At 27.4% G+C, this 17,635-nt stretch carries 13 protein-coding genes and 1 pseudogene; all 14 read left to right on the top strand.

Annotation, left to right across the window (positions count from 1 at the left end; all coding sequences use genetic code 11):
- Nucleotides 1-33 precede the first annotated feature (33 nt).
- The 14 genes and pseudogenes from rplA to tsf all read left to right on the top strand — a co-directional run bounded on the left by rplA (nt 34) and on the right by tsf (nt 17,631).
- Complete coding sequence (gene rplA, locus WFJ11_RS04440) at nt 34-729, top strand: 50S ribosomal protein L1 (protein WP_009372290.1); 696 nt, start codon at nt 34-36, stop codon at nt 727-729.
- Between the two features lie 314 nt (nt 730-1,043).
- Nucleotides 1,044-2,781 (top strand): annotated as a pseudogene (locus WFJ11_RS04435) (ABC transporter ATP-binding protein).
- Nucleotides 2,781-4,499 carry an ABC transporter ATP-binding protein gene (locus WFJ11_RS04430; protein WP_313960999.1) on the top strand — a complete coding sequence of 573 codons (1,719 nt, stop codon included), beginning with the start codon at nt 2,781-2,783 and terminating at the stop codon, nt 4,497-4,499. Before WFJ11_RS04435 ends, WFJ11_RS04430 begins: the two are co-directional and overlap by 1 nt.
- 126 nt (nt 4,500-4,625) lie before the next feature.
- Entirely contained in the window at nt 4,626-5,318 is a 693-nt protein-coding gene (locus tag WFJ11_RS04425) for an energy-coupling factor transporter transmembrane component T (RefSeq protein ID WP_009732732.1), read from the top strand.
- Nucleotides 5,296-6,723 carry an ABC transporter ATP-binding protein gene (locus tag WFJ11_RS04420; protein ID WP_338816958.1) on the top strand — a complete coding sequence of 476 codons (1,428 nt, stop codon included), beginning with the start codon at nt 5,296-5,298 and terminating at the stop codon, nt 6,721-6,723. Before WFJ11_RS04425 ends, WFJ11_RS04420 begins: the two co-directional genes overlap by 23 nt.
- On the top strand, nt 6,713-7,288 hold the full coding sequence (locus tag WFJ11_RS04415) for an MptD family putative ECF transporter S component (protein WP_293440616.1): 576 nt from the start codon (nt 6,713-6,715) through the stop codon (nt 7,286-7,288). The genes WFJ11_RS04420 and WFJ11_RS04415 overlap by 11 nt, the downstream gene beginning before the upstream one ends.
- Nucleotides 7,289-7,560: 272 nt before the next feature.
- Nucleotides 7,561-8,946 carry a bifunctional UDP-N-acetylglucosamine diphosphorylase/glucosamine-1-phosphate N-acetyltransferase GlmU gene (gene glmU, locus WFJ11_RS04410; RefSeq protein WP_293440614.1) on the top strand — a complete coding sequence of 462 codons (1,386 nt, stop codon included), beginning with the start codon at nt 7,561-7,563 and terminating at the stop codon, nt 8,944-8,946.
- A 16-nt stretch (nt 8,947-8,962) separates the two neighbouring features.
- Entirely contained in the window at nt 8,963-9,925 is a 963-nt protein-coding gene (locus tag WFJ11_RS04405) for a ribose-phosphate diphosphokinase (protein ID WP_009372278.1), read from the top strand.
- The gene (pth, locus tag WFJ11_RS04400; RefSeq protein ID WP_293440611.1) at nt 9,915-10,502 is read left to right on the top strand and encodes an aminoacyl-tRNA hydrolase; all 588 of its coding nucleotides are present in this window, start codon (nt 9,915-9,917) and stop codon (nt 10,500-10,502) included. The genes WFJ11_RS04405 and pth overlap by 11 nt, the downstream gene beginning before the upstream one ends.
- 35 nt (nt 10,503-10,537) lie before the next feature.
- Entirely contained in the window at nt 10,538-14,044 is a 3,507-nt protein-coding gene (gene mfd / locus WFJ11_RS04395; RefSeq protein ID WP_338816957.1) for a transcription-repair coupling factor, read from the top strand.
- 74 nt (nt 14,045-14,118) lie between these two features.
- Nucleotides 14,119-15,105 carry a peptidylprolyl isomerase gene (locus WFJ11_RS04390; protein WP_009372411.1) on the top strand — a complete coding sequence of 329 codons (987 nt, stop codon included), beginning with the start codon at nt 14,119-14,121 and terminating at the stop codon, nt 15,103-15,105.
- Nucleotides 15,106-15,223: 118 nt separating this feature from the next.
- Nucleotides 15,224-15,502: an HU family DNA-binding protein gene (locus tag WFJ11_RS04385; protein WP_009372569.1), complete on the top strand. Its 279-nt coding sequence runs from the start codon at nt 15,224-15,226 to the stop codon at nt 15,500-15,502.
- A 197-nt stretch (nt 15,503-15,699) separates the two neighbouring features.
- On the top strand, nt 15,700-16,467 hold the full coding sequence (gene rpsB / locus WFJ11_RS04380; RefSeq protein WP_009372551.1) for a 30S ribosomal protein S2: 768 nt from the start codon (nt 15,700-15,702) through the stop codon (nt 16,465-16,467).
- 93 nt (nt 16,468-16,560) lie between these two features.
- Entirely contained in the window at nt 16,561-17,631 is a 1,071-nt protein-coding gene (gene tsf, locus WFJ11_RS04375; RefSeq protein ID WP_338816956.1) for a translation elongation factor Ts, read from the top strand.
- Nucleotides 17,632-17,635 lie beyond the last annotated feature (4 nt).

Here is a 17,635-nt window from a genome sequence, read left to right as displayed (position 1 = left end):
GAGCAAAAAGCGAACACCACAAGGAGGATATAAATGAAAAAAGGTAGAAAATATTTAGAAAGTTTAAAATTAATAGATAAAACAAACTTATATGATTTAAAAGAAGCATGTGAGTTAGCTGTAAAAACTTCAACTGCAAAATTTGATGAAACAGTTGAATTACATGTTAAATTAGGTGTTGATTCAAGACACGCTGATCAACAAGTTAGAGGTACAGTAGTATTACCTCATGGAACTGGTAAAACTTTAAGAGTTTTAGTTTTATGTAAAGAAAATAAAGTTCAAGAAGCTAAAGATGCTGGGGCAGATTATGTTGGAGCAGATGATCTTATTCAAAAAATTCAAACTGAAAACTGGTTTGATTTTGATGTAATAGTAGCAACTCCAGATATGATGGGTGTTGTTGGTAGAATTGGTAAAGTTTTAGGACCTAAAGGTTTAATGCCAAACCCTAAATCAGGAACAGTTACATTTGACATTGCTAACGCAGTTAAAGAAATTAAAGCTGGTAAGGTTGAATACAGAGTTGATAAAGCTAATATTGTTCACTGTCCAGTAGGAAAAGTTTCTTTTGGAGCTGAAAAAATAGAAGAAAATTTAAGAACTATAATTACTGCTATTATAAAAGCTAAACCATCAGCAGCTAAAGGAAAATATTTAAAATCAGTTTCTATTGCAACTACAATGGGACCTGGAATAAAATTAGCTTCTACTAAATTAGGAGAATAATTAATAATTTAGACACCATAAGGTGTCTTTTTTATTGTGAAACAACAAGGTTCCCGGGAACCCACCTGATGCGAAGCATCATGGAAGGGTGGGGTTCTTATTTTCAAGTAAATTTTTAAAAGATTATCTGTTATTTAAAGATAATCTTTTTTTATTTATAATAAAAATCAATCTTAAAGATATTGAAAAGCAATATTAAAAATGCTATAATATATTTAAACGACGACTACGTCGTTTAAATATAAATACTTATTCAATTTATTTATAGCATTGATTTGTAATATATTGAATATTTAATAAAATAGGAGGATTTAATGGATATTTATAAGAAATTATTCAAATATGTGCCTGATAAAAAATTTCTCGTATATATAGCTATTTTTATGAGTGTTATTTCTTCAGCACTTTCAATTTTACCGTATTGGTATTTGTATAAATTTTTGAATGAATTTTTGTTAAAAAAAGATTTTACTCAAGCTAAAAATTATGCGATTACCATTTTTATTATTATGATTGTACAATCTTTAATTTATTTTATTTCAGTAGGATTTACTCATCTATTTGCTTTTAGATTAGAAACAAATCTTAGAAAAGCAGGAATAAGTCATTTAATGAAAGCTTCATTTTCTTTTTTTGATGTTAATGAATCAGGGAGAATCAGAAAAATAATAGATGATAATGCCAGTGATACTCATATGATAGTTGCACATTTAATTCCTGATATTACTGTTGCGGTAGTAACGCCTATACTTTTATTTGTAATAATGTTTTCTGTAGATATTTATTTAGGTATAGCTACTGTTATTCTAACTATTTTATCTGCTATTTTTACTAAACTTATGTATGGAGATATTAAGTTTATGGAAAAATATAATAAAGCACTTGAAAGAGTTAATAGTGAGGCAGTTGAATATGTTAGAGGTATGCAAGTGTTAAAGATATTTAAAGCTTCAATATTTTCTTTTAAATCATTTTATGATTCTATCGTTGACTACTCTAAAACTGCTTATGAGTATAGTAAAAGCTGTAAACAGCCTTATGTTATGTTTCAAATTGTTTTACTTGGCGCAGCTGCTTTTATAATTCCATTTGCAATCATGTTTTCAAAGGGTACAGAAAATAATGTAGTAATAATGATTAAATTAATTTTTTTCACATGTTTTATTGGAACTTTGTTTAGTTGTCTTATGAGAATTATGTATGTTGGAATGCATCAATATATGGCGACGCAAGCAGTAGAAAAATTAGAAAAATCTTTTTACAGAAATGGAAGCAAATGATATTAAGTTTGGAAATAATAAAGAATTTTCTGGTTATGATATAGAATTTAGAAATGTTAGTTTTAAATATGATACTGCTAATATTTTGGAAAATTTAAGTTTTAGACTTGAAGAAAACAAAACTTATGCTTTGGTTGGTTCATCAGGTGGTGGTAAGTCAACCATCGCAAAATTAATTTCCGGTTTTTATAATATTGATGAGGGAGCAATTTTAATTGGAGGGAAAAATATTTCTACTTATTCAAGGGAAGCTCTTATGAATAATATCTCATTTGTTTTTCAAAATTCAAAACTTTTTAAGACGACAATTTTTGAAAATGTAAAGATCGGAAATGAAAATGCTAGTTATGAAGAAGTCATGAATGCTTTAAAATTAGCAAGATGTGGAGATATTTTAGATAAATTTGAAACTCGAGAAAATACTGTAATAGGATCAAAGGGAGTTCATCTTTCAGGTGGAGAAATTCAGAGAATTGCAATTGCCAGAGCAATTTTAAAAGATGCTAAGATTATAATTTTAGATGAGGCTTCAGCAGCATCTGATCCGGAAAATGAACATGAAATACAATTAGCTTTTTCTAATTTAATGAAAGATAAAACTGTAATTATGATTGCGCATAGATTGAGTTCAATTAGAAATGTTGATGAAATATTGGTTGTTGATAACGGAAAAATTATTGAAAGAGGAACAGATAAAGAGCTTATGGAAATTGATGGAAGATATAAATTTTTACAAGATTTATTCTCTCAAGCAAATGAATGGAGGATATAATTATGAAAATGCTTAAAAGAATGTTTCAATTAACTGATAAGGGAACTGCCGGAATCATAAAGGCATCAATAGCATCATTCTTTTCATATTGTAGTTTAATGATTCCTATGATTTTACTTATGTTTTTTATTCAAAATGTTATTGAAGGGAAAGAAAATACTATTTCTTTCTTTGTAATAGGAATATTAATTATGCTACTTATAATGTATATTCTTATGTCAATAGAATACGACTGTTTGTATAACGAAACATATAAAGAAAGTGCAAATATTAGAATAGAAATAGCAGAGATTTTAAGAAAATTACCACTTTCTTTTTTTTCAAAGCATGATGTTTCAGATTTGTCTCAAACAATTATGAAAGATGTTTCAGTTATTGAACATGCAATAAGTCATGCTATTCCAAAGGCTATAGGACTTATATTTTATTTAATAATAATAGTAATAATGTTATTAATTTATAATTTCAAACTTGCTCTTTGTATTTTAATTCCTATTATTTTGGCAACTGGGTTCATATTAATTACAAAAAGAATACAAGTTAACGGAAATAAAAAATATTATAATGTTATGAGAGGTATTTCAGAAGATTTCCAAGAATCAATTGAATTACAACAAGAGATAAAAAGTTATGGACAAGTAGATAAAATTACTAAAAAAATATATGATGATATTGACTATTCAGAAAAAATTCATATAAGTGCTGAAGGAAAAATGGTGCTTCCATTGAGTATTTCAACAAATATACAAAATTTAACTTTAGGAGCTACGATTTTATTTGGAACAGCTTTATATTTAAAGGGTGAGGCGTCTATTCTTTATCTAATCGGTTATATAATGTGTGCTTCAAAGATTATTGATGCTGTAAATGGAATGCTTTCAAATTTTGCGGAACTTATGTATTTGGATGGAAATTTACAAAGAATTAGAGAATTAAGAAGTACCAAAATCCAAACTGGAGAAGCTAAGGAACTTCATAATTTTGATATAGAATTCAAAAATGTTGAGTTTGGATATGGAGAAAACAAAGTAATTAATGATATTTCATTTGTTGCAAAACAAGGTGAAGTTACCGCATTAGTTGGACCTTCAGGTTGTGGAAAAACAACAGTTCTGAGATTGATGTCAAGATTGTATGACTATGATAGCGGAAAGATAATTATAGATGGAAATGATATAAAGGGTATTGAAACAGAGAGTCTTTTTGAAAATATTTCAATAGTTTTTCAAGAAGTTACATTGTTTAATACTTCAATTTTAGAAAATATCAGATTTGGAAATAAAAATGCAACTGATGACCAAGTTAAAGAAGCTGCAAGACTTGCTAATTGTGAAGAATTTATTGAAAAATTACCTGAGAAATATAATACCTTAATCGGAGAAAATGGAAGTAAGTTATCAGGAGGCGAAAGGCAGAGAATTTCGATTGCACGTGCTTTTTTAAAGAATGCTCCAATAATTTTACTTGATGAAATTAGTGCAAGTCTTGATGTTGAAAATGAAATGAAAATACAAGAAAGTTTAAATAAACTTATTAAAAATAAAACTGTATTAGTAATTTCACATAGAATGAAGTCTATAGAAAATGCAAATAAAATAATAGTAATGGAAAATGGAAAAATAGAATCTCAAGGTAATCACAATGAACTTTTAGAAAAATCTAAAGTTTATAATACTATGGTTAAAAATTCTAGTTTAGCTGAAAATTATAGTTATTAATATATGAACGCTGTTTTTACAGCGCTTTATATTGTGAAACAACAAGGTTCCCGGGTACCCACCCGATGCAAAGCATCGAGGAAGGGTGGGGTTCTTATTAATTTTTAATCGATTGGGGGAATTTATTTGATAGAGCAACGTAGAATAAATTTATTTGTCTTAATTTTTATGAATTTGATTTTTGGAACGTTGATTTTAGTGTGGAATAATTTCAAATTAGATATGATTTATTTTTGTATTTGTTCTTTAATTTTAATTTATAGTGGAAAGACTAAAAGATTTATAAAATTTCTAATTTTTTATCTTATTTGTTTGTATATAGTTTTTTATATAAAGTTGCCTGATGATTCATTTTTCTCCTTCATAGGTTTTATCAGTTATTCAAATGTAAAGATGTGTCCAACATACATGATAGCGAGTTTTATTGTTTTAGATATAAGAACAAGTGAATTGATTTATGTTTTAGGAAAATTGGGATTTGGTAAAAAAATCAGATTTGCATGTACGATTACTTTAAAATTTATTCCTATTTATTTTGCAGAAAAAAGAATTATAAAAAATGCTTTAAAACTTAGAGGAATAGATGTTTCATTTACCAAACCTATTAAACGATTTGAATATTATATTGTACCGACTCTTTTTAGAGCATCGAATATTGCAAATGAAATGACGGAGTCAGCATATACAAGATGTGCGATGTGTACTGATAATATGAATTCAATATACTATAAAAAGTTTGATATAGTAGATTTTATTCTTATTGTTATGTTGATTTTACTAGTTGCTTCTTGGGGAGGTGGATTTATTGATAAAATTTGAAAATGTAAGTTTTACTTATGAAGATTCTGATAAAAAAGCCTTAGAAGATATAAGTTTTGAAATAAATAAAGGAGAGTTGGTGTTAATAACAGGAGCTTCCGGTTCCGGTAAATCTACGATATACAAATGTATAAATGGACTAATTCCACATATTTATGACGGTGAACTTTTAGGAAATATTTTTATTGATGATAAAAATACGAAGGATTGTGAGAATTATGAGCTGTGCAAAATAATAGGTTCGGTTTCTCAAAATCCAAGAGGACAATTTTTTACTGATAATACCACTTCTGAATTGGCATTTACTTTGGAAAATTTGGGATATGAAGTTAAAGAAATTGTAAAAAAAATAAAAAATATTTCAAATTTCTTTGGTATTTCAAATATTTTAAATAAAAATGTTTTAGAAATTTCTGGGGGCGAAAAGCAAAAAATCTCTATTGCATGCGTTTCAATATTAGATGCAAAAACTTTAATATTTGATGAGCCTTCTGCAAATTTGGATTACTTGGGAATTGAGCTGTTGAAAGAAATTTTTCTAAAATTAAAGAAAAATGGATATACTATTGTCGTTGTTGAACATAGAATTTTTTATTTAAAAGAAATTTTTGATAGGTTAATTCATATAAATAAAGGGAAACTTATTGTAAATTTAGATAGAAAAGATGCTTTAAATTATAGTGCAGAAGATTTGAGAAGCTTAAATCCATTTGATAGAGAATTAACGATAATTAATAAATGTAGCAGAGAAGAGAAAATATTAGAAATAAGAAATCTTAAATTTAAAGATATTATAAAAGATATTTCTTTTGATGTTTATAGAGGTGAAATAGTTGGATTGGTAGGGAAAAACGGCGTTGGAAAATCTACAATTTCTAAGTTGATTTCTGGAATAAATAAGAAAACTTCTGGACAAATTTTAAGTAAAAGTTTACCTTTTGTTTTGATGCAAGATGTGGATTACCAATTATTTTCAGAAAGTGTATTTTCAGAGTTTTTCTTATCAAATAAAGACTTGACTGATGACGAAGTTTTGGAAATGCTAAAAGCCATTAATCTTTATGAAAAAAGAAATTGTCATCCATTTTCACTTTCTGGGGGAGAAAAACAAAGACTGCTTATGGGAATTTGTGCAAAAAGCAATTCAGACATTTTGATTTTAGATGAACCAACTAGTGGTTTGGATTTTAATAATATGATTATTATTTCTGATATTATAAAAAAATTATCAAAAGACAAAGCAATAATATTAATTTCTCATGACTATGAATTATTGTCAAGAGTTGTAGATAGAGTTATATTTCTTGAAGATGGAAAAATCACAGAGGATTTTATTTTAAAAGAAAAAAATCAACTAACTAATATTTTTCAAAAGATAAAAGGAGGAAAAGAAAATGAAAATTAAAGATTTAGTTTTGGTTGCTATTTTAGGAGCTTTAAATTTAGTTGTTTCAATGATTGTAACATTTGCATTATTCCCATTGGGACCATATGCTCATTGTATAAGTCCTGGAATTGCAGGATTGTTTGCAGGTACAGTTTTTGTGTTTATGTGTAATAAAGTTGGGAAAAAAGGTAGTTTCTTGCTTTTTTCAGGTGTTTATTTGATTGCGATGGCTGGTACAGGTTTCTATCTTCCGTGGATTATTTCATACACGGTTGCCTTTATTATTGGAGAAATTATACTATCATATACAGGATATCAAAATAAAATTGCTCAATTTATAGCTTTTGGATTGATTCAAGTAGGTAGTGAATGTGGACAAATAATACCAGTAAATTTCTTCTTAGAATCATTTAAGAAAACTTGGGTAGGAAAAAACGGAGTTACAGAGAGTGCAATAAATGAGATGATAAAATTTTCAACTGGAACATATGGGGCAATTAACCTTTTGATTGTATTTATACTAGGTGGACTTGGTGTTGTAATTGGAAATAAAATATTGAAAAAACATTTCAAAAAAATTTAAAAATTGGAAAAAAATTTAGATTAAAAGGGATATATTTACGTATATCTCTTTTGTTTTTTTTGAGCATATGTGTTATAATTAATATAGTTTTATGCCTTGTGATAAAACTATATTAATTTCATCGTAATTACCGTAAAAAAGTAGTTATAAAGGAACTGTGGTATAATTAAAAAATTTATGCCATATCATAAAACTTGATTTGAAGAAATAATACTAATTTAATTGAATATTATAATTTGTGATATATATTTTATATAGTTAGGAGTTAGAGTATGAATATTACAATCATATTAGCTGCAGGTGAAGGAACTAGAATGAAAAGTAAGAAATCAAAGGTTTTACATAAAATAGTTAATCGAACTTTGATTGACTATGTTTATGATGCTAGTTGTGATGCAGGTAGTGATAAAACTATAATTATTGTAGGGAAAAATAAAGTTGAAGTTGAAGATAAGTTTGGAGATAAGGTATTATATAAAGAACAAAAAATCGGTAAAGAATATCCTTATGGAACAGGTTATGCTGTTCAACTTGCTGTAGATGAAATCAGTGATGACGATAATGTTTTAATTTTGAGTGGAGATACTCCTTTAATAAAAGGAGAAACTTTGCAAAAATTGTTAGAAGAACATATTGCTATGAATTCAAAAGCAACTGTTCTTACAGCATTTATTGATGATACTACAGGATATGGTCATATTATAAAAGACAATAATGGTAAATTTTTAAAAATAGTTGAAGATAAGGATGCTACTATTGAAGAAAAGAGAGTAAAAGAAATAAATTCAGGAATTTATGTTTTTAATGGGAAAGCATTAAAAAATTCAATAACAAAGATAGATCAAAATAATGTTCAAAACGAATTATATCTTACAGATGCAATTAAAGTTTTAGTTCAAGATGGAGAGAATGTTTCAACTTATAAACTTGATGACATTGAAGAAATTTATGGGATAAATTCTAAGCTACAATTATTTGAAGCTGAAAAAATTATGCGTTATAGGATAAATTCAGAATATATGAAAAATGGTGTAGTAATGGAAAATCCAGAAAATACTGTGATTGAAAAGGGAATAAGTATAGGAATAGATACATTTATTGGAAGTGGTGCCAGAATTTTTGGAAATACGAGCATAGGAGAAAATGTATATATAACAGGAGATTCTTTTATAGAAAATTCTGTAATAGGAAATGATGTTGTAATTAGAAGTTCTTATATAGAAGATAGTACTGTTGGAGATTCTGTAACTATGGGACCTTTCGCTCATCTTAGACCAAATAGTATTTTAAAAAATGAAGTTCATATAGGAAATTTTGTTGAAGTTAAGAATTCAACAGTTGGAGAAAATACTAAAGCTGGACATTTATCATATATTGGAGATGCAATTGTAGGAAAAGATGTAAATATGGGTTGTGGGTCTATTTTAGTAAATTACGATGGTAAAAATAAACACATTTCTGAAATTGGAGATGGCTGTTTTGTAGGTAGTAATTCTAATATAGTTTCTCCAGTAAAAATTGCAAATGATACTTTTATTGCCGCTGGAACTACTGTTGTTTCAGATGTGGAAAATGAAGGTTCTTTAATAATTGGACGTAGTGAAACTTTTGAAAAAGAAAATTGGGTTTATAAAAAGAATTTAAAAATAAAAAAGTAATATTTTAGGAGGAATTATGTTAGCTTATACTGGACCTATGAAAATTTTTTCAGGAACTGCAAATAGAAAGTTTGCAGAAGATATTTGTAAATGTCTTGATATGCCATTGGGGGAAATTAATATCGGGAAATTTAGTGACGGTGAAATAAATCTTTCAGTTGAGGAAACTGTAAGAGGTTATGATGTTTACATTATTCAACCAACTTGCAATCCAACTAATGATAATCTAATGGAAGTGTTAATTATGGTTGATGCTTTCAAGAGGGCTTCTGCTGGAAGAATTAATGTAGTTATTCCATATTATGGATATGCAAGGCAAGACAGAAAAACAAAAGCTAGAGAACCAATTACAGCAAAATTAGTTGCGAATTTGATTGAAAAATCAGGGGCTGATAGAGTTATAACTATGGATTTACATGCAGGACAAATTCAAGGATATTTTGATATTCCTGTAGATCATTTATCCGCTATTAAACCTCTTGCTGATTTCTTCAAGGATGAGTTAAAAGATGAAGACAAAAAAGATATGGTTGTAGTTTCTCCTGATTTAGGTGGAGTTACTAGAGCTAGAAATTTCTCTAATTATTTGGATTTGCCTATTGCTATCTTAGAAAAGAGGAGACCTCGTCCAAATGTTTCTGAAGTAATGAATGTTATAGGAGATATTGAAGGAAAAACTTGTATAATTGTAGATGATATTATAGACACTGCTGGAACTATTACAAATGCTGCAAATGCTTTAATAGCTAAGGGAGCAAAAAAAGTTTATATCACTGCAAGTCATGGAGTATTTTCTGGAAAGGCAATAGAAAATATAGCTAATTCAAAAGTTGAAAAATGTGTTGTAACTGACACTATTCCTCAAGAAAAGAATTTAGGTGGTAAAATTGAAGTTGTTTCAGTAGCCCAATATTTTGCAAAGGCTATTGATAGAATAAATAACAATAGACCAGTGAGCATGCTTTTTGATGGAAGATAATATTTATTTAATAGTAGGCCTTGGAAATCCTGGTAAAAATTATGTAGAAACTAGACATAATGTAGGATATGGAGTTATTGATATTTTAGCTGATAAGTATAGTATTAATATGAAAAAAGAAAAATTTAAATCTTTCTATGGTCAAATAAATATGTTTAGAAAAAAATGTATTTTTTTAAAGCCACTTACTTATATGAATTTGTCAGGAGAAGCAGTTATAGATGCAGTAAATTATTTTAAAATAAAACCTGAAAATATTATAGTTGTATTAGATGATATAGATATTCCTTTTGGAACTGTTAGAATTAAGAAAAAAGGAAGTGCAGGAACACATAATGGTTTAAGGTCAATTATTTATCATTTAGAAACAGAAGATTTTCCTAGAGTTAGAATAAGTGTTGGGAAATGTCCTGATTATATGGATTTAAAAGATTTTGTTTTAAGTAAATTTTCATCAACTGAAGAAAAAATTTTGAAAAAAGAATTAGAAATTGCAGCAGATGCCGTTGAAGAGATAATAAAAAGTGATGTTGACAAAACAATGTGTAAATATAATGGAATGTGTATAGAGGAATAATATTCCTCTATATTTTTTATGAACAGGAGTTAATTATGAATTTTTTAATTGATTTTTTAAAAAATAATGAGTCATATTTGGATATGATTTCAAATTTAAAATTAAATAATGTTCCGATATATTGTAACGGACTTATAAAAGAGAGTTTATTCCATTTGATATATTCTATTTTCAATGATTTGCCTGATAAAAATTTAGTCTTATTAGTTGAAAACGATAATAGAGCTAATGAACTTTGCGATGAATTAAAAAATTTAGTTGGAGATAAGGTTGTTGTTTATCCTAATTTTGAAATAAGATTTCATAATATAAATAGTTTGGAAACTAATCTAGAAAATATAAGAATAGGAATAATGAATAGACTTCTTTCCAATGAAAAATTCATAATAATAACTACTGCAAGTGCTTTATCAAAAAAAATTAGCACTCCAAATTTTTTTAAATCTCATTATATCAACATTGATGAAAATTCTGAAATAAATTTAAATGAATTAACTGAAAAGTTAATAAAAATGCATTATGATAGAGTAGATTTTGTTGAAGCAAAAGGACAATTTTCAATAAGGGGATCTATATTTGATATATTCCCAGTAAATTTTGGAAATCCAATAAGAATAGAATTATTTGGCGATGATGTAGACTCAATACGTATATTTGATATTAATAGTCAAAGATCTGTTGAAAAGTTGAATAAAGTAGAAATAATACCTGCTAAAGAAATGGTATTATCAAAAGATGATGTTGAAAATATTTTAAATGGACTGAATAAAGATATTGAAAAATTACAAAAGTTAAAATTATTTGGAAAAGATATTGAAAAAGCTACAGAAAAATTTTATCAAATTTTCAATGATTTAAAGGAGAATTATCATATTTCAAATATGGATTTAATTTCACCATATATAAAAAAAGGAAGCTATTCAACTCTTTTAGATTATTTAGAGAAAGATTCAATAATATGCACTGAAGATATTTTAAAAATTTATGATAGAAATTTAGAAATAGAAAATTTATTTCATGAAAATGTAGTATTTTCTATCGAAAATGCAGAAATTTTAGACTCACATAAAGATATTTTAATTCCTTTTGAACAAATTTTAAGAAGAATAAAAGAATTTAGTATAATTAACTTTACACAACTTTTAAAAAGAACAAAAATTATTAATCCTAAAAGTATTGTAAATTTAAAAACGATTGAAGCTGAAATGTTTAACAGAAAATTTGATTTATTATTTCAGAATTTGAAATCTAAATTACAAAGAGGGTATAAAATTGTTATCTTTGCAGGTTCATTAGAAAAGGCTAATAATTTGAAGGAGATTTTATTTGCTGAGAATATAAATTCTAATATAATTGAAGGATTAGAATTTGAATTAAAAAGTTCCATTTTAGGAATTTCTACATTAAATTTAGAATCAGGTTTTGAGTATCCAGTTCAAAAAGTACTTTTTTTAACACACAAAGAAATTTATGGAACTGTAAAAAAGACTTCTAAAAAAGCAAAGAAGAAAAGTAAAGAAAATTTACTTGATTATACTGATTTAAATGTTGGAGATTTCGTAGTCCATGAGAATCATGGAATTGGAGAATATAGAGGGATTGAACAAATAGAAGTTGATGGAATTGTAAAAGACCATATTTTAATATTATATAAAGGAAATGACAAATTATATATACCAACTGACCAAATGAATTTAATTCAAAAATATATTGGAAAAGATGGATATCGACCAAAATTAAATAAATTAGGTTCTAGTGATTGGATAAAAACGAAAAATCGTGCTAAAAAAGTTTTAGATGAGATAGCATTAGACTTAGTTCAACTCTATGCGAAGAGAGATAAAATAAAGGGTTTTGCTTTTTCAGAGGATACAACTTGGCAAAAAGAATTTGAAGATAGTTTTATTTACGAAGAAACTTATTCACAGCTTAGAGCCATTAATGAAATAAAAAAAGATATGGAACAATTTAAGCCGATGGATAGATTGCTTTGTGGAGATGTTGGGTATGGAAAAACCGAAGTAGCATTAAGAGCTGCTTTTAAGGCCATGATGGACGATAAGCAAGTTGCATTCTTAGTTCCAACAACTATTCTAGCTCAACAGCATTTTAATACTGCTAATGATAGAATAGGGGATTTTCCTTTAGAAATTGAAATGCTTAGTAGATTTAGAAGTCCTGCTAAACAAAAAGAAATTCTAAAAAATGTAAAAAATGGTAAAGTAAATTTACTTATAGGGACACACAAACTATTATCAAATAATTTAGAATTTAAAGATTTAGGACTTTTAATAATAGACGAAGAACAAAGATTTGGAGTTAAACATAAAGAGGCATTAAAAAAAATAAAAGAAAACATTGATGTATTATCACTATCTGCAACACCTATTCCTAGGACAATGCAAATGAGTTTAGTCGGAATTAGAGATATGAGTGTTTTAGATGATCCACCAGAAGAAAGAGTTACTATTGCTACTTTTGTTTTAGAATATAATGATTCAGTAATTCGAGAAGCAATATACAAGGAGTTGGATAGAGGTGGACAAGTTTATTTTGTCTATAATAGGATTCATGATATGGAAAAAATGTATGTTGAATTATCGAAACTAATTCCTGATGCTAGAATTGCAATGGCGCATAGTAAATTGTCTAACAAAGAGTTAGAGAATATAATGTATGATTTTCAAGAGGGAGAATATGATATATTATTATGCACTACAATTATTGAAACGGGAATGGATATTAAAAATTGTAATACTATGATTATATATGATGCAGATAAAATGGGATTGTCACAACTTTATCAGCTAAAAGGAAGAATAGGACGATCTACTAGGAGAGCATATGCATATTTTACATATGAGAAGGATAAAGCGCTTACTGAAATTTCAGAGAAGAGACTTATGGCAATAAGAGATTTTTCGGAATTTGGTTCTGGTTTTAAAATAGCTATGAGAGATTTGGAGCTTAGAGGTGCTGGAAATATTTTAGGAGAATGCCAATCTGGACATATAGAGACTATTGGATATGAAATGTACGTTAGAATGTTGGAAGAAAGCATAAAAACTATTAAGGGCGAAAACATTAATATAAAAAGTCAAACTACTATTGAATTATCTGTTGATGCATATATTCCTTCAAATTATATAGGAGATAGTAATCAAAAGATTGATATGTATAGAAAAATTGCTGCGATTTCCTCTAAGGAAGATTTTAATGAAATTTATGAAGAATTAACTGATAGATTTGGAGAAGTACCTACTACAGTTTTAAATGTTATGAATGTTTCATACTTGAAGAGAATTTCATCAGAATTAAATTTTATAAAAATAATAGAAAGAGGAAAGTCAGTTGTATTTAATTTTGATCAATCAAATAAGAAGATTTTACAGCTAATAGGTAGCTTAACTGATGAATTATTTAGAAAAATAGAATTTAATTTGAATGAAAATGCTGAGTTAATATTTAATTATGATAAGGACAAATTGCCAGAAAGTATTAATTTTGTTGAAAATTTGCTATTTTTAAATCAAAAAAATTAAAAAAACTTTGACATTCCTAAAAAAATAATGTATAATATCAAAAGATTAGAATATTAGTCGAAAGGGAGAGAAATATGAAAAATAGATTTATAAAATTTACAAGTGCCATTGTACTGTCAGCAATGCTTTTAACAGCATGTGCATCGGCTCCAAAAGGTGCGATGGTAAAAATTGGGGATAAGTATATTACTGAAGAACAAGTACAAAAAGAATATGATAGAGTTATTTCATCTTATACTGATGAACAAAAAGAAAAATATGATGAATCAACTGAAGAGGGAAAAACTGCTTCTTTAACTTTGAAACAAAATATTTTAGAAATGTTTTCTAATATTGAGGTTGTAAAGCAAAAATTTGCTAAGTTAGAAAAAGAGTATAAAGACGAAGGAAAATCTGAAGAAGATATAGCTAAGGTAACAGTAACCGAAGAAGAAGTTAATGAAAGTCTAAGTAAGGTTAAAGAACAGTTAGGTGATAAATTTAATGAGGAACTTGAAAAAGCAAAACTTACTGAAGACGAATTAAAATATAAAATTGAAGATAATTTATATTCTTCTAAATTTCAAACTTGGTTCGCAGAAAATTATACACCAACAGATGAAGAAGTTGCAGAAAAATATAAGGGAAGTGATTTTGATGGTCCACAAATTAATGCAAGTCATATTTTAGTGGAAACAGAAGAAGATGCAAAGAAAGTAAAAAGTCGTTTAGATGCTGGTGAAAAATTTGAAGATGTTGCAACCGAAGTTTCAAAAGATCCTTCAGTTAAAAATAATAAAGGTGTTTTAGGAACATTTACTAAAGGAATAATGGTTCAAGAGTTTTATGATGCAGCAGTAAAATTAAAAGTTGGAGAAATTAGTGAACCAGTAAAGACAAAATTTGGGTACCATATAATCAAATTGAATGAAATTGTTGAAGATTATAGTCAATTTACAGATGAGAGCAAGAAACTTATAAGTCAAAAATTGAAACAAAAAATATTATCTGAAAAGTTTAAAACTGAATTTGAAAGTATTCAAAAGGAAGTTGGATACCTACCAATTAAAAATTTTAAATAAATCAGTTAAATTACTTGATATTTTTTAAAAATTGATATATAATAATATTGCACAATGGTTAAGTGACCATTTTATAGGCAATTATTAAATATAATAGTGTATTTAGGAGGAAATTTTAATGAACAAATCTGAATTATTGGCTAGCATGGCCGAAAAAGGAAAAATCACAAAAGTAGATGCTGAAAGAGCATTAAATGCGTTTATTCAAACTGTTGAAGAAACACTTGTTAAAGGGGAAAAAGTTCAATTAGTTGGATTTGGAACTTTCGAAGCTAGAGAAAGAAAAGCAAGAAATGGTAGAAATCCTAGAAACCCTAAAGAAGTTATTAAAATCCCAGCATCAAAAGCTCCAGTATTCAAAGCTGGAAAATCATTAAAAGAAATAGTAAATAAATAATTTTTGAATGCTAATAAAAAAATCAGACACTAAGTCTGATTTTTTTTTCAAAATTTTAATGATTTATGTTGAAAAATAAAATGTATTATGTTATAATAGTTTGGTGAATAATCACATATTCTGATTGAACAAGTGTTGCCCATGTGGTTCTTGTCAAGTTGATGAATATGGGTGGCTAAAAACAGGAGGTATTAAAAATGTCACAAGTAATTTTAATGAAAAACTTATTAGAAGCAGGAGTACATTTTGGTCATCAAACTAGAAGATGGAATCCAAAAATGTCAAAATTTATTTTTACAGAAAGAAATGGAATCTATATTATTGATTTACAAAAGACTGTAAAACAAATTGAACAAGCATATGATTTTGTAAGAGAAATTGTTGCAGATGGTGGTAGAGTTCTATTTGTTGGAACTAAAAAACAAGCTCAAGAAGCTGTTGAAACAGAAGCAAAGAGAAGTGGCCAATTCTATGTTAGTCATAGATGGTTAGGCGGAATGTTGACTAATTATAAGACTATTAGAAAAAGAATTGAAAGATTAAAAAAATTAGAACTTATGGAAGAAGATGGTACTTTCCAAAGATTACCTAAGAAAGAAGTTATTAAATTAAGAAGAGAAGCTGAAAAATTAGAAAAATTCTTAGGTGGAATTAAAGAAATGGATAAACTTCCTAATGTTCTTTTTGTAATAGATCCAAAGAATGAAAAAATTGCTGTAAATGAAGCAAGAATATTAGGTATTCCAGTTATTGGTGTTGTTGATACTAACTGTGATCCTGATGAAGTTGATATCGCTATTCCGGGAAATGATGATGCTATTAGAGCCGTAAAATTATTAACAGGTACTATTGCTAATGCTATTGTAGAAGCTAAGCAAGGAGAACAAGTTGAGGCAGAAGAAACAGAAGCTGTAGTAGAAGAAGTGATAGAAATTGAAGAAGTTTCTGAGGAAGTAGCTGAATAATAAGCAAGTAGAACTTTAAGGGGTAAGGATTTAAATTTATAATATTTATCCTTACCTTATTTTTATAGATTATATTAATAATAGGAGGATTTTATGGAAATTACTGCAAAGTTGGTAAAAGATTTAAGAGAAGCCACTGGAGCTGGAATGATGGAATGTAAGAAAGCATTACAAGAAGTTAGTGGAGATATGGAAAAAGCTATTGAATTTTTAAGAGAAAAGGGTTTAGCTAAAGCTGCTAAAAAAGCTAATAAGGTTGCTGCTGAAGGCTTAATTACTTTAGTAATTGATGAAAACAACACTAAAGCTGCTCTTACTGAAGTAAATTCACAAACAGATTTTGTTGCTAAAAATGAAAATTTCGTCGCATTAACTAAAAAAGTTACTGAACATGTATTTAATAATGAAATAAAGAATATTGAGGAATTAAATGCATCAAATATAGATGGAACTAATTTTGAAGAATTCTTGAAATTACAAATTTCTTCAATTGGAGAAAATATTGTAGTTAGAAGATTGGCATTTGCAAAAGCATGTTGTGAAAATAGTATAGTATGTGGATATGTTCACTTTAATAAAAAAGTTGGTGTTATTCTTAAAGCTAATTGTGATAGCGAAGCTACAAAGAAAGGTGCAAAAGATTTATTACAAAACATTTGCATGCATATCTCAGCAATGAAGCCACAATACTTAAGTTATAAAGATTTAGATGCTGATTTTGTTGAAAAAGAATATTTAGCTCTTAAAGGATCAATTGAAAAAGAAAATGAAGAATTAGTTAGACTTGGAAAACAATTAAAGAGAATTCCGAAGTTTGCTTCAATGTCTCAAATAACTGATGAAGTTTTAAAAGCTGAAGAAGAATTATTAAAAGAAGAATTGAAGAAACAAGGAAAACCTGAAAAAATTTGGAATAAAATTTTACCTGGACAAATCGAAAGATTTATTCAAGACAATACATTAATTGATCAACAATATGCTTTATTTAGTCAACAATATGTATTAGATGATAGTAAAACAGTTTTAGAAGCTGTTAATGATAAAGCAAAAGAGTTAGGTGGAAGTATTGAAATAGTAGAATACACTAGATTCGAAGTAGGTGAAGGATTGGAAAAGAAAGAAGAAAACTTTGCTGAAGAAGTTGCAAAACAAATGGGATTATAAAAAA

The sequence above is a fragment of the Parvimonas micra genome (assembly GCF_037482165.1).
Classification (GTDB): domain Bacteria; phylum Bacillota; class Clostridia; order Tissierellales; family Peptoniphilaceae; genus Parvimonas.
Note: the sequence above shows the minus strand (reverse complement) of the source record. Positions and strands in the feature narration are given on the sequence as shown.